This window comes from Pseudovibrio sp. Alg231-02 (assembly GCF_900143565.1).
GTDB lineage: Bacteria > Pseudomonadota > Alphaproteobacteria > Rhizobiales > Stappiaceae > Pseudovibrio.
On sequence record NZ_FREX01000003.1, the window covers coordinates 366007 to 390732 of the forward strand.

General features: G+C 51.8%; 19 protein-coding genes. 11 read left to right on the forward strand and 8 right to left on the reverse strand.

Going from position 1 to position 24726, the window contains the following annotated elements:
• Nucleotides 1–188 precede the first annotated feature (188 nt).
• Both DHN43_RS11190 and DHN43_RS11195 read right to left on the reverse strand, forming a co-directional pair.
• The gene (locus DHN43_RS11190; RefSeq protein ID WP_108818632.1) at nucleotides 189–3086 is read right to left on the reverse strand and encodes a DNA translocase FtsK; all 2898 of its coding nucleotides are present in this window, start codon (nucleotides 3084–3086) and stop codon (nucleotides 189–191) included.
• A 4-nt stretch (nucleotides 3087–3090) separates the two neighbouring features.
• A complete protein-coding gene (locus DHN43_RS11195) occupies nucleotides 3091–4287 on the reverse strand; it encodes an aminotransferase class I/II-fold pyridoxal phosphate-dependent enzyme (RefSeq protein WP_108818633.1) in 1197 nt (398 codons plus the stop codon).
• A 202-nt stretch (nucleotides 4288–4489) separates the two neighbouring features.
• Here DHN43_RS11195 and DHN43_RS11200 point away from each other — a divergent pair, with 202 nt between their 5' ends.
• Nucleotides 4490–5494 (forward strand): CorA family divalent cation transporter, encoded by a 1005-nt coding sequence (locus DHN43_RS11200; RefSeq protein ID WP_108818634.1) that lies wholly within the window; start codon nucleotides 4490–4492, stop codon nucleotides 5492–5494.
• Between the two features lie 59 nt (nucleotides 5495–5553).
• Here the strand turns inward: DHN43_RS11200 and DHN43_RS11205 are convergent, their stop codons facing one another.
• Entirely contained in the window at nucleotides 5554–5817 is a 264-nt protein-coding gene (locus DHN43_RS11205; protein ID WP_108818635.1) for a DUF1674 domain-containing protein, read from the reverse strand.
• A gap of 212 nt (nucleotides 5818–6029) precedes the next feature.
• Between DHN43_RS11205 and htpX the strand changes: the two genes are divergently transcribed.
• The 9 genes from htpX to DHN43_RS11255 all read left to right on the forward strand — a co-directional run bounded on the left by htpX (nucleotide 6030) and on the right by DHN43_RS11255 (nucleotide 17529).
• Nucleotides 6030–7055, forward strand: coding sequence for a zinc metalloprotease HtpX (htpX, locus tag DHN43_RS11210; RefSeq protein ID WP_108818636.1), 1026 nt, complete (start codon nucleotides 6030–6032; stop codon nucleotides 7053–7055).
• Nucleotides 7056–7358: 303 nt separating this feature from the next.
• The gene (rsmB, locus tag DHN43_RS11215; protein ID WP_108818637.1) at nucleotides 7359–8807 is read left to right on the forward strand and encodes a 16S rRNA (cytosine(967)-C(5))-methyltransferase RsmB; all 1449 of its coding nucleotides are present in this window, start codon (nucleotides 7359–7361) and stop codon (nucleotides 8805–8807) included.
• Nucleotides 8808–9080: 273 nt separating this feature from the next.
• A complete protein-coding gene (locus tag DHN43_RS11225) occupies nucleotides 9081–10739 on the forward strand; it encodes a heparinase II/III family protein (RefSeq protein WP_108818638.1) in 1659 nt (552 codons plus the stop codon).
• 163 nt (nucleotides 10740–10902) lie between these two features.
• Nucleotides 10903–12519: a bifunctional phosphoribosylaminoimidazolecarboxamide formyltransferase/IMP cyclohydrolase gene (gene purH / locus DHN43_RS11230; protein WP_108818639.1), complete on the forward strand. Its 1617-nt coding sequence runs from the start codon at nucleotides 10903–10905 to the stop codon at nucleotides 12517–12519.
• A gap of 168 nt (nucleotides 12520–12687) precedes the next feature.
• Nucleotides 12688–14217, forward strand: coding sequence for an ArnT family glycosyltransferase (locus DHN43_RS11235; RefSeq protein WP_108818756.1), 1530 nt, complete (start codon nucleotides 12688–12690; stop codon nucleotides 14215–14217).
• Nucleotides 14218–14313: 96 nt separating this feature from the next.
• Nucleotides 14314–14781: a GNAT family N-acetyltransferase gene (locus DHN43_RS11240; RefSeq protein ID WP_208986367.1), complete on the forward strand. Its 468-nt coding sequence runs from the start codon at nucleotides 14314–14316 to the stop codon at nucleotides 14779–14781.
• 122 nt (nucleotides 14782–14903) lie between these two features.
• Nucleotides 14904–15638: a carbonic anhydrase gene (locus DHN43_RS11245; protein WP_063302984.1), complete on the forward strand. Its 735-nt coding sequence runs from the start codon at nucleotides 14904–14906 to the stop codon at nucleotides 15636–15638.
• Nucleotides 15639–15650: 12 nt separating this feature from the next.
• On the forward strand, nucleotides 15651–16103 hold the full coding sequence (locus DHN43_RS11250) for a GNAT family N-acetyltransferase (RefSeq protein ID WP_108818640.1): 453 nt from the start codon (nucleotides 15651–15653) through the stop codon (nucleotides 16101–16103).
• 847 nt (nucleotides 16104–16950) lie between these two features.
• Entirely contained in the window at nucleotides 16951–17529 is a 579-nt protein-coding gene (locus DHN43_RS11255) for a hypothetical protein (RefSeq protein WP_208995223.1), read from the forward strand.
• Between the two features lie 180 nt (nucleotides 17530–17709).
• Here the strand turns inward: DHN43_RS11255 and DHN43_RS11260 are convergent, their stop codons facing one another.
• From DHN43_RS11260 to acnA, 5 genes are all read right to left on the reverse strand, one after another.
• Nucleotides 17710–17982: a hypothetical protein gene (locus DHN43_RS11260; protein WP_108818641.1), complete on the reverse strand. Its 273-nt coding sequence runs from the start codon at nucleotides 17980–17982 to the stop codon at nucleotides 17710–17712.
• 280 nt (nucleotides 17983–18262) lie between these two features.
• Entirely contained in the window at nucleotides 18263–19276 is a 1014-nt protein-coding gene (locus tag DHN43_RS11265) for a reverse transcriptase family protein (RefSeq protein WP_159096828.1), read from the reverse strand.
• 143 nt (nucleotides 19277–19419) lie between these two features.
• On the reverse strand, nucleotides 19420–20148 hold the full coding sequence (locus DHN43_RS11270) for a hypothetical protein (protein WP_108818643.1): 729 nt from the start codon (nucleotides 20146–20148) through the stop codon (nucleotides 19420–19422).
• Nucleotides 20141–20647 carry a hypothetical protein gene (locus tag DHN43_RS11275; RefSeq protein WP_108818644.1) on the reverse strand — a complete coding sequence of 169 codons (507 nt, stop codon included), beginning with the start codon at nucleotides 20645–20647 and terminating at the stop codon, nucleotides 20141–20143. Before DHN43_RS11275 ends, DHN43_RS11270 begins: the two co-directional genes overlap by 8 nt.
• Before the next feature lie 480 nt (nucleotides 20648–21127).
• The gene (gene acnA, locus DHN43_RS11280; protein WP_108818645.1) at nucleotides 21128–23803 is read right to left on the reverse strand and encodes an aconitate hydratase AcnA; all 2676 of its coding nucleotides are present in this window, start codon (nucleotides 23801–23803) and stop codon (nucleotides 21128–21130) included.
• Between the two features lie 466 nt (nucleotides 23804–24269).
• Between acnA and DHN43_RS11285 the strand changes: the two genes are divergently transcribed.
• The gene (locus tag DHN43_RS11285) at nucleotides 24270–24710 is read left to right on the forward strand and encodes a cupin domain-containing protein (protein ID WP_063305964.1); all 441 of its coding nucleotides are present in this window, start codon (nucleotides 24270–24272) and stop codon (nucleotides 24708–24710) included.
• Nucleotides 24711–24726 lie beyond the last annotated feature (16 nt).

The following is a 24726-nucleotide window of genomic DNA, read 5'->3' on the forward strand; positions in this document are numbered from 1 at the left end:
TCCAGCTTGCGGTTATTTGTGAACCCTCATTCTGAAAGGCTATCGTTACCATAAGGCGAAGATGGGGCATATGCCTCAAATTCCATAAATTCGCCTAGAGATATCCGAAAAGACTGATCAACTTTTCGGGAGTGTTTTACAGCAGTCTCCCCGTGATTGGCTATAGGCAGACTGCTGTAAGAGAGGTATCAGAACTGTTCGCCGTTTTCTGGAAGCAAGATCTCACGCTTACCGGCATGGTTCGCTGGGCTGATCATGCCTTCCTGCTCCATGCGCTCAATGAGAGAAGCTGCACGGTTGTAGCCGATTGAGAGGCGGCGCTGAATGTAGGAGGTTGATGCTTTGCGGTCTCTGGCGACGATTGCAACGGCCTGATCGAACAGGTCGTTGGTTGCGTTGCCGGAGCCTTGGGTCAGAGCGTCGTAACCGCCTTCAGACTCAGCGTCTTCAGTCACGTCAGAGAGATAAGTTGGTGTTCCTTGCTCTTTGAGGTGTGAGACGATGTCTTCCACCTCATCATCAGCAACGAATGGACCGTGAACACGTTGGGTTCTACCGCCAGCAGCCATGTAAAGCATGTCACCCATACCAAGCAGCTGTTCTGCGCCCATTTCGCCAAGGATTGTGCGACTGTCGATCTTAGACGTCACCTGGAACGAAATACGGGTTGGGAAGTTGGCTTTAATAGTACCGGTGATGACGTCCACGGATGGGCGCTGGGTTGCCATGATCAAGTGGATACCAGCTGCACGGGCCATCTGTGCCAGACGCTGGATTGCGCCCTCGATGTCCTTACCGGCCACCATCATGAGATCAGCCATCTCATCGACGACCACGACGATGTACGGCATTTTCTCCATTGGCAGTTCTTCTTCTTCGAAGATTGGCTCGCCAGTGTTTTTGTCAAAGCCGGTCTGAACGGTTCGGGTGAAGCTTTCGCCCTTCTTCATGGCTTGCTCAATGCGGGTGTTGTACCCGTCGATATTGCGCACGCCCATCTTGGACATTTTCTTGTAGCGATCTTCCATCTCACGAACGGTCCATTTCAAAGCCACAACAGCTTTGTTTGGATCGGTCACAACAGGGGTGAGAAGGTGCGGAATGCCGTCATAAATGGACAGTTCCAGCATCTTTGGATCGATCATGATCATCTTACACTGCTCAGGGGTGAGCCTGTAGAGCAAGGAGAGGATCATGGTGTTTACGGAAACGGACTTACCAGAGCCGGTGGTACCTGCCACGAGCAAGTGCGGCATGCGGGCAAGGTCGGCGATGACGGCTTCACCATTAATGGTTTTGCCGAGTGCCATAGCCAGCTTTGCTTTGGACGCGTCAAAGTCCTCAGAATCCAGAAGCTCGCGAAGGTATACGGTCTCGCGCTTCGCATTCGGCAGTTCGATACCGATGGCGTTTTTGCCCGGAATAACAGCCACACGTGCAGAGATCGCGCTCATGGAGCGGGCGATGTCGTCTGCCAGGCCGATGACGCGGGAAGATTTGATACCCGGTGCCGGTTCCAGTTCGTAAAGCGTTACAACAGGTCCCGGACGAACTGCGATGATCTCGCCGCGGACGCCAAAGTCACCCAGCACACCTTCCAGAATACGGGCATTTTGCTCAAGCGCATCTTTGCTTAGGCGTTGTTTGCCGTCGGCCTGAGGCTCAGCGAGCAGCTCGATGCTTGGCAACTCGAACGGTGGTTGTTTGATAATTGCGGTAGATCTCTTTTCCTGAGCAAACGGGCGCGGTACAGAGCGTCCCGGAGCAGGGCGTGGTGGCTGTTGTTGAGGCGCCGCCTGCATCGGTGGTTCTTGCTCATCAGGACTTGCAATGCCGATCGGTGCATCTGGCTGAGGGCCGAGATGAAGGTCTTCGCCCTCATGGTATTCATCTGGTCCGAGCACATATCCCTGTTCATCATAAACAGGTTCACCTGCAGGAACGGGCTCCCACTGTTCTTCAGGATAGTGTTCGTTTTGTGCAGCGTAATGTTGGGTGTTGTCGTGTTGTGGGTCAAACTGCACATCTGACCGCTCAGCCTGATCTTCCTGCTGATAGTAATCGCTGAGGCCATCGTCTTCGACAGGCATAAGTTTGGCCGCTACTTTGCGTCTTAAACGGGAAACCAGTCCGCCTTTTTCAGCGGGCTCGTCCTCATCAGCTTCGTGCTCTTCCCACTGTTGATCTGCCTGCGGATCGTGCTGTTCTTCTTCGTAGTATTCAGGTTGCTGAGGCTGGTTTGGATCATGCGGAGCTGCTGCATAATCTTCTTCCTGCCAGTTTTGCTCAGTGACCAGCTTGCGCTTGAAGACCGTGCGCTGGATCGCGCTGGTTGCCATGAGCTTCCAGTGGCTTAGCGCGCCAATGATTGCATAATAGCGGTTGTTTTCGCCGTCATAGTCTTCCTCAGAATCTTCCGTAAACGGTAATGCTTCGTGAGGAGTGTATTCATCTTCAACGGCTTCGTCTTCGTTGAACTCTGCCGGGGTTAGGTCTTTGCCGATGAGACCAGCAGCGTAAGCTAATAGCACAATTGAAGGCAGACCAAGGCCGACAGCACCGGTCAGGGTTCTCATGCCCGTTGAGAGCTCTGGCAGGATTGCGGTTGGAACTGAGAAAATCCAGTCGCCAAGGAAACCGCCAAGTCCTGTTGGCAATGGCCAGCTGGATGGAATTGGAATGGCCGCCAGACCACCTGCAAACAGCACGGTTCCGACAAGCCATGTCAGAAAGCGTTTGCGGGTGACACCAGATGTGTATTTGAGAGACAGGCGCCAACCCCAGATGAAGATGGGCACCAGAAAGACAGCTGTTGCCAGCCCGATTGTCTGCATCAGAACGTCTGCAACAATGGCTCCAGTCTGACCCAGTGCATTATGAATCTCCGCATTGGTTGCGTGATTCAAGCTTGGGTCGTCCGTTGACCATGTTGCGAGGGCTGCCGCCACACAGAGACCGATGACGAGGATCACCGCGCCACCAATGACGATTATGTTGCTTTTGATAAAGCGCTTGATCGGGCTCTCTGTATCAGCCAGTGAAACAGAGCTTGCTTTTGGTCGTTGCATTGCAGCAGCCTGACGCATTCAATTACTCCAGAGAGTCCAAAATTCTTCGGAAAGCTTCCTTGCTGACTTCCAAAGATTCAACGAGGGCGAGGCGGATGTATTTATCACCGGGGTTGGAACCGTCCGGCATATCCGAGGCGATGTAAGCTCCCGGCAAGGACTTCACGCCCACTTCGCGCCAGAGCTTTTCAGCGATTTGTGTTCCAGAACCCCAGCGGGAAACATCCAGCCAGAGGAAGAAACCACCTTCTTTGCGTACTGAGCCAAACAGAGGAGACAGCATCTCTTCGGCGGCGTCATACTTTTCATTGTAGAGGCGGCGGTTTTCGATCACGTGTCCTTCGTCACCGAACGCGCGTACGGCGAGCGCTTGCACAGGCATTGGGACCTGAGGAGCTGCAACGTTGCGGAAATCGGCGAAGAACTGGATGAACTCCGGATCTCCGGCAGCAAAGCCGCAGCGTGCGCCTGGGAGGTTGGAGCGTTTGGACAGTGAGTTGAATGTCACGACATTTTTCAGCGTGCCATCAAGAGCTTCAGCTGCTTCCAAAATACCTGTTGGAGGCGTTTCGCGATAGATCTCAGAATAGCACTCATCAGCGAAGAGCAGAAAATCGTGTTTGCGTGCCAGCTTGATGAGCTTTTGCCAATATTCCATAGGCGCAACGGTGCCTTGTGGGTTGGCGGGGGACGCGAAATAGAATGCGACGGTGCGGTCGAGCAAAGCTGGATCGATGGCATCCAGATCAGGCAAAACTCCGTCTGCTGGTTCTGGCAAAAGAATTTCGTCAGCACCCGCAATATGAGCGCCAGCACCATAGGATTGGTAAAACGGGTTCGGCAAAATAACAGCCGGCTGGCCGTCTTTCTTTAGATAATCGCGTGCGCAAACACAGCCAAAGACAAGACCTTCGCGAGAGCCGTTGAGCGGAATAACGCTTTTATCGGGATCGAAGGCATCAGAGAGTTGAAAACGGTTTTTGACCCATTTGCCAACAGCTGTACGGAATTCATCAGTGCCACGAATTGCTGGATACTTGCGGAAGCCGCTCTGATTTTCTTCAAGTACTTCAATGACGTAGCTTGGAGGCTCATGACGCGGTTCACCGATCGTCATAACAATTGGATCAAGACCCGGTTCGATGCCAGCGAGCTGCTGATTCAGCCGCTGAAACGGGTTTCCTCCGCTAGATTTTTTCTCAATTTCTTTCGTGGACACAAGAATTCTCGCAGGAATGATTTACAACAAATGCTCGGAGCACCAAAACTCTAGTGTTTTTTGGTAAATTGGCTGTTAACCAATTTACTGTGCGCTAAGCTGAATAGGTGTTTCTTCTGGGGTTTGTCATCTGATTTTTTAGAAGTGTGGGTTTTGATGTGTGTGCTGAGTTAGGATCGAACTTGGGCCGGGATTTGTCGAAATGGCACAAACCACAGAAAACATTGAGGCGAGCCATATCCATTTGGATTCCTCATTTGTCATTGTTTTTTCCAAGTCAAAAGGCATGCGAAGACTCACGTTAGAACAGTTGCGTGACTATGAGCTGGAGCCCGACGAATTTTATTGGGCTTATTTGCAGCGGGTTGCCGCCCAGAACCGCGAGTTTCTTGAAGAAGTTGGGCTGGAACACAGCGATATTGATGATCTTTTAGCCCGAGAGGTGCGTCCGCATTGTCATGTGCGCACAAGCGGGGCGTTTATTGCCATCAACGTTTTCAATGAGTTGCCGAAACAGGAAAGTGGCGACATGGAATGTGCCCAGATCTGGGTGGATGCTAAGCGTATGATCTGCATTTGGCATGATCCGTTGGATGTTTTTCAAAGTTTACTTGAGGGGTTCAAGACCCGTGTGCCACCAGAAAGCACGGCAGAATTCTGGGCTCGATTGGTGCTGGCGATTGCGGAACGTGCTGAAGAGATGGTTGAGGTGCTGCAGGACAGGATCGATCATCTTGAAGATGTGGTGCTGGAGACAGGAGATCACCCCTGGGAAAGCGAACTTGCACAGGTTCGTCGGTTAGCAACCATTGTTAGGCGCAGCATGCTGGCGCATCTAGACATCTTGAGGAATTTTGAAATTGAGAAGTTTGAGTGGGTCAATCGGATCAACAAACGGCGCGTTCGTGAGGCGGGTGACCGAGCCCTTCGAATTGCCGAGGAGATGGATGCTATCCGTGAACGCGCAGAAATAGTTCACGATCAGATCATGTTTAAACGATCAGAGAATACCAACCGCTACATGCTGATGATGGCGGCCATTGCCGTGGTATTTCTGCCGCTCAGCTTTGTGACTGGACTGCTGGGCATTAATGTCGGCGGCATCCCGGGAAGTCATGACCCGGTTGCGTTTAGTATTGTTAGCGGGCTTCTGATCATTTTCGGCGTGGGACTGTTTGCGATCGTCCGATGGTTTAGGATTTTTTAGAAGACTGGCTCCGTGCTTAGTCCTATCAGAAAGCCGGAACCGTCATTCGGGAACGTGTTTTAGAAATCGCTGGTAATGCCTTTGACTTCCCAATCGCTATAGCGGGCAGGATCCAAACCACCGCGGCCATTGAGCTCTTTCGGCATTTCTTGTTGGACTGCGTCGATCTCTGTGCGGCGCTCTTCAGCTTCTTTCAAAGCACGTTGGGCAGCTGGGGGCAGGTCTTCAAACCGGCGTTTTTTCGGCGTTTCTTCAATCTGCTCCGTCGTATCGACTTCTTGTGTTTTAAAGTTTTCGACGGCTGATTTGTTGTCTTTTTCCATTTCAATCCCCGTTGGCTGATGCTGCTTATCACTGTTGTAAGCTTGCGTTTGCCATTTGGAGCTACCACTTAAGCTGGTAGTGGTAGTTTCACAATGATCGCGTAGCCTTAGATATAGGCGCGAGAGCCTGTGTTTTGCAATGGGCACTGCGTTCATTGATGGACGACCAACGGAATTGGCGAACGAAGAGAACAGATTGGAGCCTTGAAACCATGAACTATGTACGGACCGGTATGCTGCTTGCGGCGATGACCGCTTTGTTTATGGGTATTGGCTTCTTGCTTGGCGGCCAAACCGGCATGCTGATTGCTCTGCTGATCGCTGGCGGCATGAACATCTTCTCCTACTGGAACTCGGATCGCATGGTTCTGTCCATGCACCATGCGCAGGAAGTGGATGAACGTCAGGCCCCGGAGCTTTATGGTATGGTTCGTACTATGGCAGCGCGTGCTGAGCTGCCGATGCCTAAGGTTTATGTGATCAACAACCCGCAGCCCAATGCGTTTGCGACAGGCCGGAACCCTGAGAATGCAGCAGTTGCAGCAACGACTGGTCTTCTGAATTCCCTTTCCAAAGAAGAAGTTGCGGGTGTGATGGCGCACGAGTTGGCGCACGTGAAGAACCGTGACACGCTGATCATGACAATCACTGCGACGATTGCTGGTGCGATCTCCATGCTGGCGAACTTTGCGCTTTTCTTTGGCGGAAACCGCAATAATCCGCTTGGTCTGATTGGGTCTATCCTGATGATGATCCTCGCACCAATGGCGGCAGCTTTGGTTCAGATGGCGATTTCCAGAACACGTGAATATGCAGCTGACCGTATGGGTGCGCAGATTTGTGGTAACCCGCTGTGGCTTGCTTCCGCTTTGCATAAGATTGCAGGCGGTGCAGCCCGGGTTGTGAACGAAGACGCAGAACATAACCCTGCAACGGCGCATATGTTCATCATCAATCCGCTTTCCGGTCAGAATATGGACAACCTGTTCTCGACACATCCAAACACAGATAACCGGATCGCGGCGCTTCGTCAGATGGCCTCTGAAGCTGGCTTTACTGAAACGCGTGGTTCTGGTGGTGGTCATTTTAGTGTGCGTGAGACGTCGCAAGCTAAGCCGCAGCGTGAAACACGTCGCCCAAGCGGCCCTTGGGGAGCATCCCGCCAATCAGGTCAGCGTGGTGGGAACGACCAACCCAGCCGTGATGAGCCGCGGAAGCCCAAAGGGCCATGGGGCTAAAAGCAAGGGAAATCTGCGAATGCGAGACGACTCTCGCATTTGCTTTGTTGATTGTACCGTGTTTACCTGAATAACTATTCGCGCTTCCCAAATTGTCTTTGCAATATTAAAGGTTCTGTGGTTAGCCGAGCAGGATTTGACAGTTCTCCTTTGGTTACAACTGGCAGTAATCCGCCGAAACTCTAGTGGAACCTGATGAAACCGGTTGGCCTCTGAGTGAGGCTCTTCACACAAGAATGCATCTTTAAAAGAATAGATGGCGCCGAAGGTCTGGCGACACATTCTGGAATACATGGATCAACGATGAGCGCAGAGCGTAAGAATACATCCTCTCAGGACAGAAACTCCAAGTTCAAGGGGAGAAAGCGTTCTGGAGCACCGAAGACTCCAAGAGACAATGACAGAGCTTCTGAAACGGAAAGCGTAGAGGGTACCTTTAAAGATCCTGGCTATGCGGCTCGTAAGGCTGCCACCGATCTGATTGGTAAAGTTTTGAGCAAGCGTATGCCTCTGGATGGCGAGCTTGATCTGAACAATGGTCATCCAGGTTATAAGCGCCTTGAGCCGAACGATCGGGCGCTTGTGCGTGCAATTATTGGCACTGCGCTGCGTCGTCGTGGTCAGATTCAGGACGTGATTGATCGCTTCCTTGACCGTCCTATTCCTGAGAAGACTGGTCGCGTTCTGGATATTCTTCATGTTGCCATGGCGCAGTTGTTCTTTATGTCCGTGCCGGATCATGCAGCAGTTTCCCTTGCAGTGACGCTTGCTGGTCGTGATGCACGTGCCAAGCCGTACAAAAACCTCGTCAACGCTGTTTTGCGCCGTGCAACGCGGGAAGGTGCGGCAATCATCGCAGAGCAGGATACTGCGAAGCTGAATGCTCCTGATTGGATGTTCGCCCGTTGGTGTGAAGTTTATGGCGAAGAAGCTGCGCGTGCGATGTCTGCTGCACATATGCAGGAGCCGTATCTGGACCTGAGCGTGCCATCAGACCGTGATGATTGGGCGGCAAAGCTGGGTGGTGAAGTTCAGCTGGGTTACTCCGTACGCTTGCAGCCAGATGGGCCGATTGAAAAGCTGGAAGGCTTTGAAGATGGCAAATGGTGGGTTCAGGATGCAGCTGCTGCCGTTCCTGCGCGTTTGCTGGGTGACATCAAGGGCAAAGTGGTTGCAGATTTGTGTGCTGCCCCGGGTGGTAAGACCATGCAGCTTGCTGCTGCTGGTGCCGATGTGACTGCTGTCGATATTTCAGCCCGTCGTTTGCAGCGCCTGACACAGAATCTAAAGCGCGTTGGTCTGGAAGCTGAGACTGAAGTTTCTGATCTTCGTGAGTTCGTGCCGGTTGATCTGTTTGATGCGATTCTTCTGGATGCACCTTGTTCTGCGACCGGTACCATTCGCCGTCACCCAGATGTGGCATGGCTGAAGCGCGAAGATGATGTGCTCAAACTCGCTGACCTGCAATACGAATTGCTTGAAAAAGCACTTGGTTGGCTGAAGCCGGGCGGAACTCTTGTTTACTGCACCTGTTCACTGGAACAGGAAGAGGGCGAGCTGCAAATTCAACGTTTGTTGTTGGAGCATCCTGAGGTGCAGCGTGTGCCTGTGACAGCTGAAGAGCTGGGCGGTGTTGCTGAGGCGATCAATTCTCAAGGCGACTTCCGCGCGATGCCAGGTCAGAACCCATCCTCAGGGAAAACATCTGGTGGTCTGGATGGCTTTTTCGCGGCTCGTTTGCGTCTCTCTTAAAAAGAGCTGGTGGAATGTCACCAAGGATTTACGCAAAGTGGGCATGGTTAACGAGATTTAAAGAGCTTGGGCGCAAACCATTTGTTAAGTTTGTTTAGAGCGTGTTGTTGCAAATCGCTTTCTTGCTCACGCTCTAAATCTTTGTTTTTGTGCGTATCCTTATCTGAAACCGAAACTGCTTTTCGGGGATACGCTCTAATGGAGTGCTGAAGGGGTATGACGGGCGCAACGGTGTCTGAAAGACTTAGAATCCTTAGTCTTTTGACACAAAACATGGCTCAAAATAGTCTGAACTGGGCGCGAGGGGGCTCTATGTTCCGCGTGTTCTCGTTTGGAAGTGCGCCATCGCGCCTGCTTATCGCTCCTCAGGATCTGCGCACTGCAGATGCTACAAACGCCGCTGACATTTATGCTGGCCGGTTCCTGTTTGCCGGACATCTGGTTGAAGTGGGCGGGCAATCTCCGTTTGATGTTGAGCCGCCGAATCTCCAATGGTCAAAAGCGCTGCATGGGTTTTCCTGGCTTCGCCATTTGCGTGCTGCTGAGACCAACATGGCACAGCAAAATGCCCGTGCCTTGGTTGAGGACTGGATCAGATCCTGCGGTCGCTGGCATGATAGCGGCTGGAAGCAGGAAGTTGTGGCGCGCCGTGTGTTGAGCTGGATGGCTCAATCTCCGTTATTGCTGACCGGATGTGAAGCGGATTTCTATCGTGCCTTCATGCGGTCGCTGTACCGGCAGGTGCGCTATCTACGCCGGACTATGAACAAAGCGCCGGATGGCTTGCCGCGTCTGACAGTTGCCATGGCGAATGCTTGTGCAACGGTTTCCATGGATGGGCAGGGGCGTCACGTCAAACAAGCTCTGAAGCGTCTTGATCAGGAGTTGAAGCGTCAAATCCTGCCGGATGGTGGTCATATCTCCCGGCATCCCGGTGCGATTATTGAGATCCTTGTTGATCTGCTGCCAATCCGCCAGGCGCTTGTGATGCAGGGGCAAACGGTGTCTCCAGTCATGATGGAATCCATTGACCGCATGATGCCGATGATCCGCTTCTTCCGTCATGGTGATGGATCCTTTGCTCATTTCAATGGCATGGCTTCTACTCCGGGTGATGTGGTTGCGACCATCCTTGCTTATGATGATGCACGTGGAACACCGCCTGTTAGTGCACCGCATTCCGGTTATCAGCGTCTCACTGGTGGTGATAGCCTTGTGATGATTGATGTGGGAGCGCCGCCGCCAACGCGCTTCTCTAGCAATACGCATGCTGGTTGCCTCTCCTTTGAGTTCTCCTCAAAGCGCAATCGCATTGTGGTGAACTGTGGCGTCTCTACACGAGAGCAAGTTGCCTGGAAGATGGTGGCTCGTTCCACTGCTGCACATTCGACAGCCGGGATTGGCGATACGTCTTCTTGTCGTTTTCTGACGTCCTCTCGTTTTGATAAGGTATTGGGCAATCCGGTGTTATCTGGTCCCAAAGATGTTGAAGCGGAGCGACAGGACACCGACCTTTCTGACCGCGTGATTGCAAGCCATGATGGTTATGTAGAGCGCTATGGCATTGTTCATGAACGTGATCTGACGCTGTCGCGTGATGGAACAGTTCTGGATGGAATTGACCGGTTCAAGCCAACGTCTGACAAGACAGAAGAAGAGACAGTCACGATCCGCTTCCATCTACACCCACAGGTAAGCTGCACTATGTTGCCATTGGGTGATGCTGCTGTTTTGCAGTGTGCAGATGGTGAAGCCTGGGAGTTTTCTGCTGATGGGATTGAGTTCTCCGTTGAGGAATCAATCTACCTGTCAGACGTTTTCGGTCACCGACAAACGCAGCAGATTGTTCTTAGTGTTGGTGTAAAAGAAGCGCTGAGTGTGACCTGGATGCTAAGAAAGACAGCCTCTGCCAAGGCGCGGCGGAAGACCTAACGTCATTTGTGCTCTTGCCCTTTAGGGGATGTAAACTGCTCCTAAAGGTTACCCGTCAAACCGCTCTCAATCCCCATAAAATGGGTTCCCACAGCTGTGAATAAGTGTTATTTGGCGGGCGTCAAAACCCTTCCATTTTCTCTAAGAGAGTAGGCTTTTACCCATGGCCGTTGTCTCCAAAGGCGTTCCGATACCTGAACTCGTATCGGTTAAGCGTGCGCTTCTTTCTGTCTCCGATAAAACCGGTCTTGTTGAGTTTGCGAAAGCGCTTTCCGAACGTGGAGTTGAGCTGATCTCAACAGGCGGAACTCGCAAAACGATTGCTAAGGCTGGCCTCCCGGTTAAAGATATTTCCGAGGTTACTGGTTTTCCTGAAATTATGGATGGCCGTGTTAAGACGCTGCATCCTATGGTGCATGGCGGATTGCTGAGCATTCGTGATGATGCTGAGCATGTTGCTGCGATGGATGAGCATGGCATCACTGGTATCGACCTGCTTTGCGTGAACCTTTATCCATTTGAAGATACGGTTGCATCTGGTGCTGACTACGCAAACGGTGTTGAGAACATCGATATTGGTGGTCCGGCGATGACACGCGCTGCTGCCAAGAACCATGCCTATGTAACCACTGTTGTTGACCCAGCTGATTACGCTGCTGTGGTTGTGGCGCTGGATACGCATAACGGTCAGTCTCCGATTGCTCTTCGTAAGAAGCTGGCGCAGAAAGCTTTTGCTCGTACCGCTGCTTATGATGCTGCTGTTTCCAACTGGATGGCAGAGCAGATTGATGAGGCGGCTCCGGATTATCGTGCGATTGGTGGTACGCTGAATGAAGTGATGCGCTATGGTGAGAACCCTCATCAGGCAGCTGGTTTTTATGTGACAGGTGAGAAGCGTCCAGGTGTTGCGACGGCTCGTCAGGTGCAGGGTAAGCAGCTCTCTTACAACAACATCAATGATACGGATGCAGCGTTTGAGCTTGTTTCCGAGTTTGATCCGGCTCGTACGGCAGCAGTTGCTATCATCAAGCATGCGAACCCGTGCGGTGTTGCAGAAGCGCCTACGCTGAAGGAAGCCTATGAGAAAGCGCTGGCGTGTGATCCGGTTTCTGCGTTTGGCGGCATTGTTGCGCTCAACGGGACTCTGGATGCGGATGCTGCTGCTGAGATCACCAAGATCTTCACTGAGGTGATTATTGCTCCTGATGCGACAGAAGAAGCTATTGAGCTGGTTGCTAAGAAAAAGAACCTGCGCTTGCTCCTGACGAATGGCCTTTCTGATCCACGCGCCAAGGGTCTGTTTGTGAAGACTGTTTCTGGTGGCTTGCTGGTTCAGGATCGTGACAGCGGTGTTGTTGATGATCTGGATCTCAAGGTGGTGACAAAGCGTGCGCCGTCTGATCAGGAACTGGCAGATCTGAAAATGGCCTTCCGTGTTGGCAAGCATGTAAAATCCAATGCGATTGTCTACGTCAAAGACGGCGCGACTGTTGGCATTGGAGCAGGGCAAATGAGCCGTGTTGACAGTGCTCGCATTGCAGCACGCAAAGCTGAGGATGCCGCTGAGGCTGCTGGCCTTGTTGAGCCGTTGACCAAAGGTTGTGTGGTTGCTTCTGATGCGTTCTTCCCGTTCGCTGATGGCTTGCTTTCTGCTGCTGAGGCTGGTGCCACTGCCGTTATTCAGCCAGGTGGTTCCATGCGTGATGATGAAGTGATCAAAGCCGCTGATGAAGCTGGCTTGGCAATGGTCGTTACTGGAATGCGCCACTTCCGTCACTAAAGGGCGGCATCTCTTATAAAATCTGGGCCTTCGCAGGTTATGCTTGCGAAGGCTTTTTTATTGGCCGCTGGTTTTAATTAAAGCTGAAAGCCAATGCTTAGTTGTAATTGGTATGGTGGAGGGAACGAAAACAAGGCGCAAAAGCGTCGATAACTGCGCATGGTGCAGATGCTGCAAGATCAAGGTTTCCTTCCCAAACTTCAACGCGTCATAGTCTCGGATAACTGGGCTACGTTCATCGCGAAACACTTTGTCTGGCTTCTTGCCGGATACTTCATTGTCCAGACCATTACTCGTTATTTTGCGTCTCCCGTATTGGGCCTGGATGAAGCGGAGCAGATTATTGCGGCTCAGAGTTTTCAGCTTGGATATGGCCCGCAGCCCCCACTTTATACTTGGCTGACAATCGCTTTCTTCTGGGTGTTTGGAGAAGGGCTCTTTGCAACGGCTCTTCTTAAAAATACCTTGTTGTTTCTTGGCTATCTTGGTGTTTGGCTCACAGCGCGGAAGGCCTCTGATCCGACGTTGGCTGCTATCGGGACGGCCTCACTTATCTTTCTGCCGCAAATCTCCTGGGAGTCGCAGCGGGCGTTGAGCCATTCAGTTTTGATGTTCGCGTGTTCTGCGTGGACGGTTTATCTCTTCCTGACCTGCATCGAAAAGCCAAGCTGGTGGCGTGCTGTTGTGTTTGGTGTCGTGATCGCAGCAGGTGCACTTTCCAAATACAACTATATGTTTTTGCTTGTCGCTTTGATCGCAGCTGGCTTTTGCATTGAGGACGGGCGCAAGTTCCTACGTTCAAAATACATTCTTGGTTCTGCTGCTGTTGCTGTCGTGCTTTTGCTTCCTCCTGCTTTCTGGATGTTTGAGAACCAGGATCTCATCTATGCGCGTGTCCATAAGTTCGGAATCGAAAAGGTTGAACGGCATTTTCTGACCGGGTTTATCTCTCTGGTAAATGCAGCTTTGCAGTTTGTCGTTGTCGCTGTGGTCTTGTTCTTTTGCGCATGGGCGACGAGTTTTTATTGGAAAGATGCTGAGCAGCACGACCAATATGTGAATGAGACCATTCGCAAACTTCTCACGCTTGTCGTTATCTTTGGGCTGGTTATTGCTGCTGTGTCTGTTGTTGCAAGTGGCGCGACCAATGTGAAAGATCGATGGCTTCAACCAATCCTATTTCTTGCTCCGTTGGTTGCTTCGTTGTGGCTGTTTGCTGAGGTCTCAATACGTCAGGCCAAGATTATTCTTGGCACGGCTAGTGTGCTGGCAGTGCTGATCGTTGTGCTCATTCCCTTCAACTTTGCCTTTGGCAGTTTTAAAAAGCCAAGTGCGCATTCGCTTCCTTCTCAGGCAATTGTTGATACGCTGGCGCAGTATGGTGTGCGAAGTGTTCTGACCACGTCTCACAGCATTGCGGGTAACATTGGCGATCTGAAACCGGGTTGGGCAGTGACCATTCCGGAGTATTCCGGTATCGATATCAACTACGCCTACCCGGTTGCGATCCTTTGGAAGGGGCACTCCAAGTCTGTCCCTGAGAACATGTCTGCCCTTTATCAGAAGCTTAAAGGCAAGCCGATCCCTAACAGTGAAATCCATAAGGAAGCTGCGCCTTACTATCATTGGTCGGAATATCCGTTCGAGTATAGCTTCATCATTGTTGAGGGGAATAATCAGGCAGCCTCACAGCATTAGAGTTATACGGCTAAATTCTCCCAGTTTTGAGAATGGGTGGATGCTTTGAAAATTGGTAGTCTGGTCATTGCGACTTGAGATCAGGGAGATGGGTCCGTGATATTCGATGAGATTACAGTGGAACCTGCCAGAGAAGCGGATGCGCATCGTTTGGGTGAGCTCGTCTTTGCGATGGAAAGCGAACTTTGGCCGGAAGATGAGCTTGATGTTGGGCAGTTCAAAATGACGGCTGAGGATATTCTGTCTGATGATGGCTCTCGCTATTGGGCTTATCTGGCGCGGTCTCAGGGGGAGCTTCTCGGGCTCATTACACTGTCGGAAAAGAAGGCCATTTATGCTGGTGGCAGGTTTGGTGAAATCGTCGAGTTTTACGTTGTGCCGTCTGGTCGGTGTGCCGGGGTTGGTAAGATACTGCTGCAACAGGCGGTGTTGAAGGGGCAGGAGATGGACTGGCCTTACCTGGAAGTGGGAGCGCCACATCAGCCAGCCTGGAAAACAACGCTGAGTTTTTATCTTAATAACGAATTCAGAGAAATTGGTCCGCGGCTGGAAAGAGAAATTTAGGTGCGATTGCGAGTTCTTTTCGTTTAGGGCTGTTTCATCCAATTCAACAACAGAATGTCCAGAATGGGCTTTTAGGCTGGCTGCAACTTTTGTTGTTTGGCCAGGAGAAGCCTATGTGTTGGATGTGCAATGACAAAGCGGGTTTGGTTGGATCACCAGCGCGCCGCAAGTTTCTGAAAACAGCTGGTGTGTTTGGTGCTGCTCTGGCAACGGGTGGTGTTGGTGCTGTTTCGTCTGCCAGTGCGCAGGAGCCGCCTATTCCTAAAAACGAGATTGGTGGTGAGGCTGCTCTTAAGCGTTTGATGGATGGTAACAAGCGCTATGTTGAGGGGAATATCTCTCCTGCTGATTTCCAGAGCACCCGTGCTGCACTGGCTGCTGGGCAGAACCCGTTTGCGGCGATCCTGGGCTGTGCGGATTCTCGTGTGGCGCCGGAGCTGGCGTTTGATACGGGGCGTGGGGATCTCTTTGTCGTGCGTGTTGCCGGTAATGTTGTGACGCCGGAAGGGCTTGCGAGCCTTGAGTTTTGTGTTGATGTGCTTGGTACGCAGCTCATCATGGTGTTGGGTCACGAGAAGTGCGGTGCTGTGAAGGCGGCGATTTCTTCTGTTCAGAGTGGCAACCAGTTTCCCGGTCATATCCAGACGCTTGTTGAGCTTCTTCGGCCTCCTGTGCAGCAGGCGCAGGGTGAGAAGGGGGATGTTCTCGTTAATGCCATCAAAGCCAATGTGCAGTGGGGTGTGACAGCTTTGCAGCAGGCATCGCCTATTTTAGACAAGCACTTCAAGGCGGGGACGTTGAAGGTGGTTGGTGGGGTGTATGACCTTGATACGGGCAAAGTTACAATGGTGACATAAGAGGGATCGCAGATGGTTGTTCCCATAATCAGGGTGTCTGAAGCGAAGGATCTTCCGGCTTTGCTGGAGCTTGAGGCTCACTATATGGCGGAGTTGGAACCGCATAACTTTGAGCGGTGGAAGACGTGTGAGGCTGTGCATCGCAAGCGGATGGAAGAGGCTTTGCTGCGCACTTTTGCTGCTGAGATGGCGGATGACATCAAAGGCTATTGCTATTGGGGGCTTCTGAATGACAGTGCCCATATCTTCAACGTGTATGTGCATCCGGATTTTCGCCGCTATGGTTTGGCGAAGTATCTGCTTGAGCGTACGGAGGAGGATATTCAGCGCAAGGGCTTTAGCCAGTGGACATTCAACCCGATCAAGACCCACCCTGCGAAGGTGTTCATTGAGCAGCTTGGCTATAGATTGCAGTGGGAAGATACGGATCGGCTTCACATGTTCAAGGAAAAGGCGGCAGCGTGAGCCTTCTCGTTATGCAAACAGCTTTAGCACCGCTGGAAATGTCCGGCGGTGTTTTCACGTGAAACTCCCAAAATGGGGAGGGCAAGGCGAGCAGGCAGTGCCTGCGCATTTTATTGGTTATGAGTCTTCGGCATTGGCTGTCGCCTTGCCCGGGCATTTTGGTATGGACAACATCGCCTCTTATCCTGAAAGACACGATAGCCAGTTTCCTGGAAGGACAATGGCTTATTCCAGCAAGTTTCCTTACTAAAACAGTTCCTTCATCCCTGACACGCAACCACTCTGACTGGTTCGTGCCACCGCGTGATGCCCTTCAGACTTGGGCCCTTCCTCTCAAACCATGCGGTCACGTTTGAAAATCGGTTCCACCGGACCTTTGAAAGATACGTTACTTCTCTCAAAAGCCCCACCCAGCCTACGACAAACTGACGGACGGTCCGCCAGCAGCCCGTTACGTAGGCATGGGAGTTAGTATGGCGGCATCTTTGGCCAAGGGGGATAAGTTTTTTGCAGGCTCCTCCTGTGTTAGCCCGATCCTCAGGGGCAGTTGCTGCATAATGTGTGCGAGTGTTTGCGAGGTAGCAATGGCTTTTGAGTGTGGGAGAGCATGAGAGAATAGAGCCGAGAGGGTTATGGTTATGGGTCCCGGGTCTTCGCTTTGCTGCGCCCGGGATGACACCGGGGGAGGTTGCGGATGAGAACTCTGCGCACTCTGGCAGATAACCGGGTGTGTGTTTGGCGAAGGTCAAGTGAGGGGTGGGGTGACGGGTGTATGAGTGAGACCTGCAGATTGTAGTGGTGAGATGCCGGGAAGGGTGCTTTCCGGGCGATTAGAGAGGTGTTTTCGTTGAAAGTTTCGTATCTGGCTCTCAGCCTTTTGGGTGGGGCGATGTTGTTTGCCGGTGGTGCGCAGGCGCAAGGCAAAATCACCAATCATCAGGCCGAGGGAAACCTGCAGGTGACCCATGATGTGGGCTGTATTGCGCGGGAGGACGCCAAGACGAGTTACACTCCGGCAGACCTTTATGCGTCGATCTTTGATTGCATTGAGAAGGAGCAGTATGGCTCTGCCGTTGATCTTTATGTGATGGCGTTTGCGCGTGGCACCTTTGATATGCAGCGGGTGAAGGATAAGAGCGCGTATCAGGCGCTTTCTGTGCTGCGGATGGTGACTTTTCAAAAGATGGACGAGGCGCAACGCACAGCGTTTGGTGCAGCGCTGGAAAATTACAGCAAGGATGGCATTGCCGAGGCCTGTGACTTTCTGCAGGGACAGGATGCGCCGGATTATTACCCTAAATACATGATTGCGCATGGTATGGGCGCGTTTACGAACAAGGACGATGACGGGCTGGTCACGCCGTTTGATGGCGCTGCTGCATGGCAACTGACCCTGACAAAAGCCGGCATTTGCGCTGGTAAATAAGCGCTGGCCTGCGGAGGGTGGTGGCTCCGCAGGCCAGCAGGGTGCTTTCCGCGAGGATGCGGGGTGTAGGTGCGTTCTCGCTTCCGGCACCGGAGCGGATGGCAGTGTTGCCAAATGCTCTTGCGCCTGCCTTTGCTCCACGTGGGCAGGTTCCCTTGCTTTGTGGAGCGCTGGGTGGGCTTATTCAGGAAGCGGAATTTTTGTGTTTATCGGCTGCGGATGAGCGACCCGCTCTAAAGTTCCGCAGCGTTTTTGGAGTGCTTCCAGTCGGTCGCGGAAGGCATGGTGCAGAGTGAACAAAGCATCGCGTTCGCTGCTGTGCTGCATCCTCTCAGTTAACAGCAAGTGCTGGATATAGCTGAGATTTTGCAGGTCCGAGACAACGACGATGACTTCGTCTATTTCATTCTGGAACGTATTTGTGGTGCCACAGGCACATGCGGAGTCGGTCATTCTCAATCCCTCTGCTTACAGGGTGTTGAACAACCGCTGGACAGCACGGCTTTCTAGGGCCAGCTGGCGAGCGGGAGGCTAGAAACCTGCAAGCAGTCAGGCGAGTTTATTCCCCCCCGAAGGAGGTGTTGTATTCACCGCCCTCCCGCTCATAGCAAAGGGTTTGCGCGCTACCTATAAAGCAGGCACAAAAAATCCGCTAGTCGTCGGGAGCGGTAACCGCTACTTGAAGAAGGTTTCTAGGCCTCATGTATGACTTTGGAATGAAAACCGGTGGTTGTCAAACTGGCAATTTTGACGAGGGTGTGGATGGTGGGGGGAGTTGCTCTGAATAGGTGGCAACATGGTCCGCATATGCGATATGCCCTCTTAACTTATTCTTGCTTTCATCATCTATAGAGTTGTTGTTAAGTATATGTTTGTAAGCTCGAATTTGGTTTCTATAACCTTTTGTTAAACGCACATTTTTGTCATTTACGAGGAGACCGTGGATCTTTAAGCGATTAGGAGATTTTTGGATTTTCTTTTTTTGTACTGAAATTTTCCAGCCGTCACTCTCAATCAATGTACATACTTGCTCAAGTAAGGAGTTCGGTTCGCCATCCTTGCCTGAAATGACGATATCATCTGCATATCTTGTATAGGTTGCTGAGTTGTGTCTCGCCAGTTCAAAAATTTTTTTATCGAGTGGTCCCATAATAATATTAGATAATATAGGGCTGGTTGGAGCACCTTGAGCTAAAGATCCATAGTAGCATGAAAGTAAGGTCAGCGCCTGTTTACTGAAATCATCTTGGTATCCAAGATCAGTTATAGCATCATATACTCTTGTCCATCTGATGGATGGAAAGAAATCTTCTATGTCAACAGAGATGACCCAGTTAGCGCCAATATGTTCTTGGGCGGCTCCTATATGAGATTTCCCGCGAACAAATCCAAATACGTAGTCTGGCCGTTCCCATTTATTATAGAAATGTGTTGCAAGCCATTTTTGGATTACCTTCAGAGATACTTTAGGGGCTGAAATGTTTCTCTTTTTCGGTCCCTTTGGTATCTCGAAAACTCGATAAAATTTGTGACTATTTTTTAGCAGAGACCACGTGAAGCTTGGATTGTAGCCAAACATCACAGAAATAGCATTGACTGATGTAACAGGTGGTAGGCCGAGTTCGTAGTATTGTTGTATTAATTTTTGCTCATCTTCGCCGCAAGAAGCCCCAATTAACTTGCAAACTTCTTTTGGTGTTTCTGCGAGAAAACCTAATTGCTCAGTTCTAGGGTGTGGGAGTCTCATTAAGCAAAGTAACCTTTCGTAAGGAGCCGACGAATTCATCGGAAGTTCGAAGGACTGCCGGTGAATTCGGCGGAATCCTTCTGTATTTGGTCTTAGCAAATGGGCATGATACACACCCTCGCCGAGACTCCCACGAGTAAACCTTAGTCCTTCATTATTGCTAATTCAAGTGCGCGAGTAATATCAGGGCTAAGACGACTTTTACTAGAGCCTAATCTATTAAGTCCTTCTAGTGTCATGAGATATCCGCCACTTGATTGACGAAGAATAAGTGATTGCTTTCGTAGTTTGTCTAGCTGCCTTTTTAACCAGTCTTCGTTTGGATACACAAAGCCTCGCCTTTCGATTTCTAATCCAATATCTTCAATAGTTATTGGTGCTTTCTTTCGCACAATACTCAAGCACATTGTTGAGCTTGGAAGTTTCGCTTCTGTGAGGTTCTTAAAATCGGAAAGCTGGAAATTTAGAAACTCGACTATTTGCAAGGTCGCTTGTTTTAATGCATCTGTTTCTTCAGCTGTTGTTGGTCCTTTAGGTTGAAGCCATACAGAAATATTTCTTTCATGCACTGATGCAAAGACATTTCGTAGCAAAGCAGGGAACTTGCGCATTAATGTAGATTTGATGTTTGCGAGTATGTCTTTATCGCCTTGTTCTACGATGACGAAATTCACTTCACCAAAGTCGGCACTTAGCTCTTTTTCCAATCTTGATAGAGCGTGGTTTGAAGGAACCTGTTTGCCTTTTGAATCTTGAGTAACTTCAATGAAAGCAATGAAACCGCGTACTCGATCATGATTTTGGATGACATCACCAACGAGCTTAATCATTCTCGATTGCAGAAATTTAGCGATCTGGCTTGTGCTAGACATAAATTTGGCTCCAAGTTTCAAGAATGTCTTGGCAGAGCGCATTAGTTTGTTCTTTCCAACTATGTGCCTCTGTTATTTCGGTTTTGCGCAGTGAGTATCTATCTGAATTTATGAAATCTACGGGTTCATCCGGCTGGTAATCCGCGACAACTCTAAGAGAATTCGCTGACACAATGATGCCTTTCAATTTCCGTATCGAATGCTTCGTTCTAGTGATGTCTTTAACGAGTTGACCGTCACCATTCTTTTGAGCTTTTTTGAGCTCACTTTTTAGCGTTTTCTCTATTTGTCCTGTCAATATTTCGGGATAAGCAGCATGTGGTAGCTCTGACCATTTTGTATTCATGCTTTGAAACATGGTGCGCACGGTTAAGAATATTCCATAATAGTATCGATTGTATGCAGAACGAGCAAAGGCATCCCGATATGCATCATCGTTGTTGATTGCTGTTTTCTGCAGATGATGCGCGACTTCATGCATATGTACTTTGCTACTCATGGTGGTATTCTGCTATTCACATGGTTGCAAATCAAGCTGGTTTGACTGGTTGTTATCATCTGAAGTCAAATGCAGATGAATTTAAGAAATTGGGCCTCGAAAGGCCCGGTTTTGTTTGTGGTGTGTCTGACAGTCTTAGCTGGAGATGAGGTTTCTCCGGGTTTGTAGTGCAGGATGCCGCTGGTTTTGATGTATTCTAGTTCGTCCTCGGTATCAATGCGGCAGCACTTGCCGTCTTCCCGCACTTGATGCGGGATCCAGTGCGGGGGTGGCTAAGGTTTGAGTGTGTGGCTCTGGGTCCCGCATCGCGCTGCGCTTGTGCGGGATGACATCAGAGGGGGGGGCTTGTGCCGGATGATGTCGGAGGGGATTGCTTGTGTGGGATGACATCGGTGGAGGTGGTGGCTCAGAAGGTGGGGTCGCCAATGAAAAACGGGCCTTGGAGGGCCCGTTTTTGTGTTTGTGGTGTGTCTGGCAGTCTTAGCTGCTCACCAAGTTTCGCAGCACGTAGTGGAGGATGCCGCCGGCTTTGATGTATTCTAGTTCGTCTTCGGTATCGATGCGGCAGAGGGCTTCTATGGTTTTCTTGGTGCCGTCTGCGAATTCGACCTGAATGTCGACCATCTGGCGTGGCTTGAGGTCTGCTACGCCGAGGATGGTTACGCGCTCGGTGCCATCGATGCCGTGGGACTGCCAGCTTTCACCCTCTTTAAACGTGAAGGGCAGGACGCCCATGCCCACGAGGTTGGAGCGGTGGATGCGCTCGAAGGATTGAGCGATCACAGCGCGTACGCCGAGCAGTTTGGTGCCTTTTGCCGCCCAGTCGCGGGAGGAGCCAGTGCCGTATTCCTTGCCAGCAAACACCACAAGCGGGGTGCCAGCCTCTTTGTATTCCATGCAGGCGTCGTAGATCCAACGCTGTTTGCCATCCTTGGCGGTGTAACCACCTTCCACGCCCGGCACCATTTGGTTTTTGATGCGGATGTTGCCGAAGGTGCCGCGCATCATGACTTCGTGGTTGCCACGGCGAGAGCCATAGGAGTTGAAGTCTTTTGGCGCGATCTGATGGGATTCAAGGTACTGACCTGCCGGGCTGTCTGCCTTGATCGCCCCAGCTGGGGAGATGTGGTCGGTGGTGATGGAATCGAGGAACAGGCCCATGACTGCTGCGCCCTCAATATCGGTGAGAGGTGCTGGCTCCATGGTCATGCCTTCAAAGTAAGGCGGGTTCTGCACGTAGGTGGAGGCTGGCGGCCAGCCGTAGGTCATGCCGCCTTCCACCTTGATGTTCTGCCAGTGCTCATCACCCTTGAAGACATCGCCGTAACGCTCTTCAAACATCTCTTCCGTGATGGAGGAGCGGATGAGGTCGGTGATCTCTTCCGTGGTTGGCCACAGGTCCTTCAGGTAGACGGGGTTGCCTTGCCTGTCTTTGCCGAGCGGGTCTTTGGCCACGTTGATGTTGAGCGAGCCTGCGATGGCATAAGCGACAACCAGTGGCGGAGAGGCCAGATAGTTGGCGCGCACATCCGGATTGACGCGGCCTTCGAAGTTGCGGTTGCCTGACAGCACGGAGCACGCCACGAGGTCGTTGTCGTTGACGGACTTGGAGATTTCTGGCGGCAGTGGGCCTGAGTTACCAATACAGGTGGTGCAGCCGTAGCCGGTGAGGTTGAAGCCGAGGGCGTCGAGATCTTCCTGAACGCCAGCTTTCTCCAGATAATCCGTCACCACTTGAGAGCCGGGCGCCAGTGAGGTTTTCACCCATGGCTTAACCTTGAGGCCCTTGGCGCGGGCTTTGCGGGCCACCAGACCAGCGCCGATGAGAACGGACGGGTTTGAGGTGTTGGTGCAGCTTGTGATCGCGGCGATGACGACGTCGCCATTGCCAAGGTCATGGTCGCGGCCTTCCACCGGTGCGCGTTTGAACTCTTCACCTGCCTTCTTGAATTCCTCCGCCATGGTTTTGGCAAAGCCTTCTGAGGCGTCAGCGAGGGAGATACGATCCTGCGGGCGCTTTGGTCCGGCGATGGATGGCACAACGGTGGAGATGTCCAGCTCCAGCGTATCGGTGAAGGTTGGCTCCGCGTGGGTGTCGCGGTACATGCCCTGCACCTTGGCGTATTCCTCCACGAGTGCGATGCGGTGGGCGTCGCGACCCGTAGACTTGAGATATTTGAGGGTGTCGCTGTCTACCGGGAAGAAGCCACAGGTGGCGCCGTATTCCGGTGCCATGTTGGCGATGGTGGCGGCGTCTTCCAGCGAGAGGTTGTCGAGGCCGGGGCCGTAGAATTCTACGAACTTGCCAACAACGCCCTTCTTGCGCAGCATTTCAACCACGGTGAGCACGAGGTCGGTGGCGGTGATGCCTTCTGCCATTTCTCCGGTGAGTTTGAAGCCGACGACTTCCGGGATCAGCATGGAGATCGGCTGGCCGAGCATGGCGGCTTCCGCCTCAATGCCGCCCACGCCCCAGCCGAGGACTGCAAGGCCGTTGACCATGGTGGTGTGGGAATCGGTGCCGACGAGGGTATCCGGGTAGGCGACGGTTTCGCCGTTTTCTTCCTTCGTCCAGACGGTCTGGGCGAGGTACTCAAGGTTGACTTGGTGGCAGATGCCGGTGCCTGGAGGAACAGCGCGGAAGTTATCAAACGCAGACTGACCCCAGCGGAGGAACTCATAGCGCTCGTTGTTGCGCTCGTATTCGCGTTCCACATTGAGCGCGAAGGCGGAGGTGGTGCCGAAGTAGTCCACCATGACGGAGTGGTCGATGACGAGGTCAACGGGAACCAGCGGGTTCACCTTTTTCGGGTCACCACCGAGGCTGACGGCAGCATCGCGCATGGCGGCAAGGTCAACAACGGCTGGTACGCCGGTGAAGTCCTGCATGAGCACACGGGCAGGGCGGTAGGCGATTTCGTGGGTGGAGGTGCGGGTGGTGAGCCATTCGGCGACGGCGCGAATGTCGTCTGCGGTGACGGTGCGGCCATCTTCAAACCGCAGAAGGTTCTCTAAAACCACCTTCAGAGAGAAAGGCAGCTGGGAGACGCCCTTAAGGCCGTTCCTTTCTGCTTCGGGAATGGAAAAATAAGTATAAGACTTGCCGCCGACTTGCAGCGTTTGTTTGGCTTTAAAACTGTCTAGAGATTGTGTCATTCGGCGATCTCCTTATTTCGTTTCCCGCTGTGAACAGGAAACGGAGCTTTGAGCTGGCGAACCTCTCCGATATATCCCGGAGTTTGGCGGTTCGCCGTCATGGCGTTGGCTTGATCATTTAACAAATGCATTAAAAGCGCTTCTTGAAATTCAATCAGCTTATAGTTGTCGTCCCTATAGCGTCTTTCTGACGCAGGTTCCAGCTGAACCGCAGCGGAAGGCTAATAATTTACCTAGGGTGAGATTAGGCCGGAACGGGACGCCCGATCAAGCGGGTTTGGGTTTGTATGAATCGCATTATATACAGTGGTATACAATGTGTCTAGCCTGTGATTTGACCCTTTGTGGCTTTAAAGGCTCGGAAGGGGATTATCGTTAGGATGCTTCTGGTTCACCTATGAATAATCGCCGGAAGTAGCGAAAAAGTGCGCAGAGAATAGCTGAAAACAACAGAAAGGTGTTTCCCATGAAATCTGCAGTTTTGGTTGGTGCTTGTTGTCTGGTGTTGGGCGGATATGTCGTCAGTGCCCTGGCCCAGGAGAATGGGGAGGCTTACTCGAACACCGAGGTTTTGCTGGATAAGAGCGAGACGACGATTACAAAGCAGCCTTTGTTCTATCCGACTGGTCGGCAGGCTCAGGTGACATCCCTCATCATTACGCTGGCGCCCGGCGAGGCTGTTAAAGAGCACATGCATCCCATTCCTCTTTACGGATATATACTTGATGGTGAGCTGACGATCACCTATGAGAAAGAGGCTCCTCTGACCTTTAAAAAGGGGGAGGCGTTTATTGAGGCCGTCAATACCTGGCACTACGGTAAGAATACCGGAACAGAGCCAACGCGAATCCTAGCTGTGTTTATGGGAGCGAAGGATTTGCCGAATGTGATACGGCCTCCTGAATAAAGTGGTTTGCGCAAAG

Excerpts from the sequence above, each read along its gene's own strand:
- DHN43_RS11190 (WP_108818632.1), bottom strand. The coding sequence starts at position 3,086 with ATGCGTCAGGCTGCTGCAATGCAACGACCAAAAGCAAGCTCTGTTTCA.
- DHN43_RS11200 (WP_108818634.1), top strand. The coding sequence starts at position 4,490 with ATGGCACAAACCACAGAAAACATTGAGGCGAGCCATATCCATTTGGAT.
- DHN43_RS11205 (WP_108818635.1), bottom strand. The coding sequence starts at position 5,817 with ATGGAAAAAGACAACAAATCAGCCGTCGAAAACTTTAAAACACAAGAA.
- htpX (WP_108818636.1), top strand. The coding sequence starts at position 6,030 with ATGAACTATGTACGGACCGGTATGCTGCTTGCGGCGATGACCGCTTTG.
- rsmB (WP_108818637.1), top strand. The coding sequence starts at position 7,359 with ATGAGCGCAGAGCGTAAGAATACATCCTCTCAGGACAGAAACTCCAAG.
- DHN43_RS11225 (WP_108818638.1), top strand. The coding sequence starts at position 9,081 with ATGGCTCAAAATAGTCTGAACTGGGCGCGAGGGGGCTCTATGTTCCGC.
- purH (WP_108818639.1), top strand. The coding sequence starts at position 10,903 with ATGGCCGTTGTCTCCAAAGGCGTTCCGATACCTGAACTCGTATCGGTT.
- DHN43_RS11235 (WP_108818756.1), top strand. The coding sequence starts at position 12,688 with ATGCTGCAAGATCAAGGTTTCCTTCCCAAACTTCAACGCGTCATAGTC.
- DHN43_RS11245 (WP_063302984.1), top strand. The coding sequence starts at position 14,904 with ATGTGCAATGACAAAGCGGGTTTGGTTGGATCACCAGCGCGCCGCAAG.
- DHN43_RS11250 (WP_108818640.1), top strand. The coding sequence starts at position 15,651 with ATGGTTGTTCCCATAATCAGGGTGTCTGAAGCGAAGGATCTTCCGGCT.
- DHN43_RS11260 (WP_108818641.1), bottom strand. The coding sequence starts at position 17,982 with ATGACCGACTCCGCATGTGCCTGTGGCACCACAAATACGTTCCAGAAT.
- DHN43_RS11265 (WP_159096828.1), bottom strand. The coding sequence starts at position 19,276 with ATGAGACTCCCACACCCTAGAACTGAGCAATTAGGTTTTCTCGCAGAA.
- DHN43_RS11270 (WP_108818643.1), bottom strand. The coding sequence starts at position 20,148 with ATGTCTAGCACAAGCCAGATCGCTAAATTTCTGCAATCGAGAATGATT.
- DHN43_RS11275 (WP_108818644.1), bottom strand. The coding sequence starts at position 20,647 with ATGAGTAGCAAAGTACATATGCATGAAGTCGCGCATCATCTGCAGAAA.
- acnA (WP_108818645.1), bottom strand. The coding sequence starts at position 23,803 with ATGACACAATCTCTAGACAGTTTTAAAGCCAAACAAACGCTGCAAGTC.
- DHN43_RS11285 (WP_063305964.1), top strand. The coding sequence starts at position 24,270 with ATGAAATCTGCAGTTTTGGTTGGTGCTTGTTGTCTGGTGTTGGGCGGA.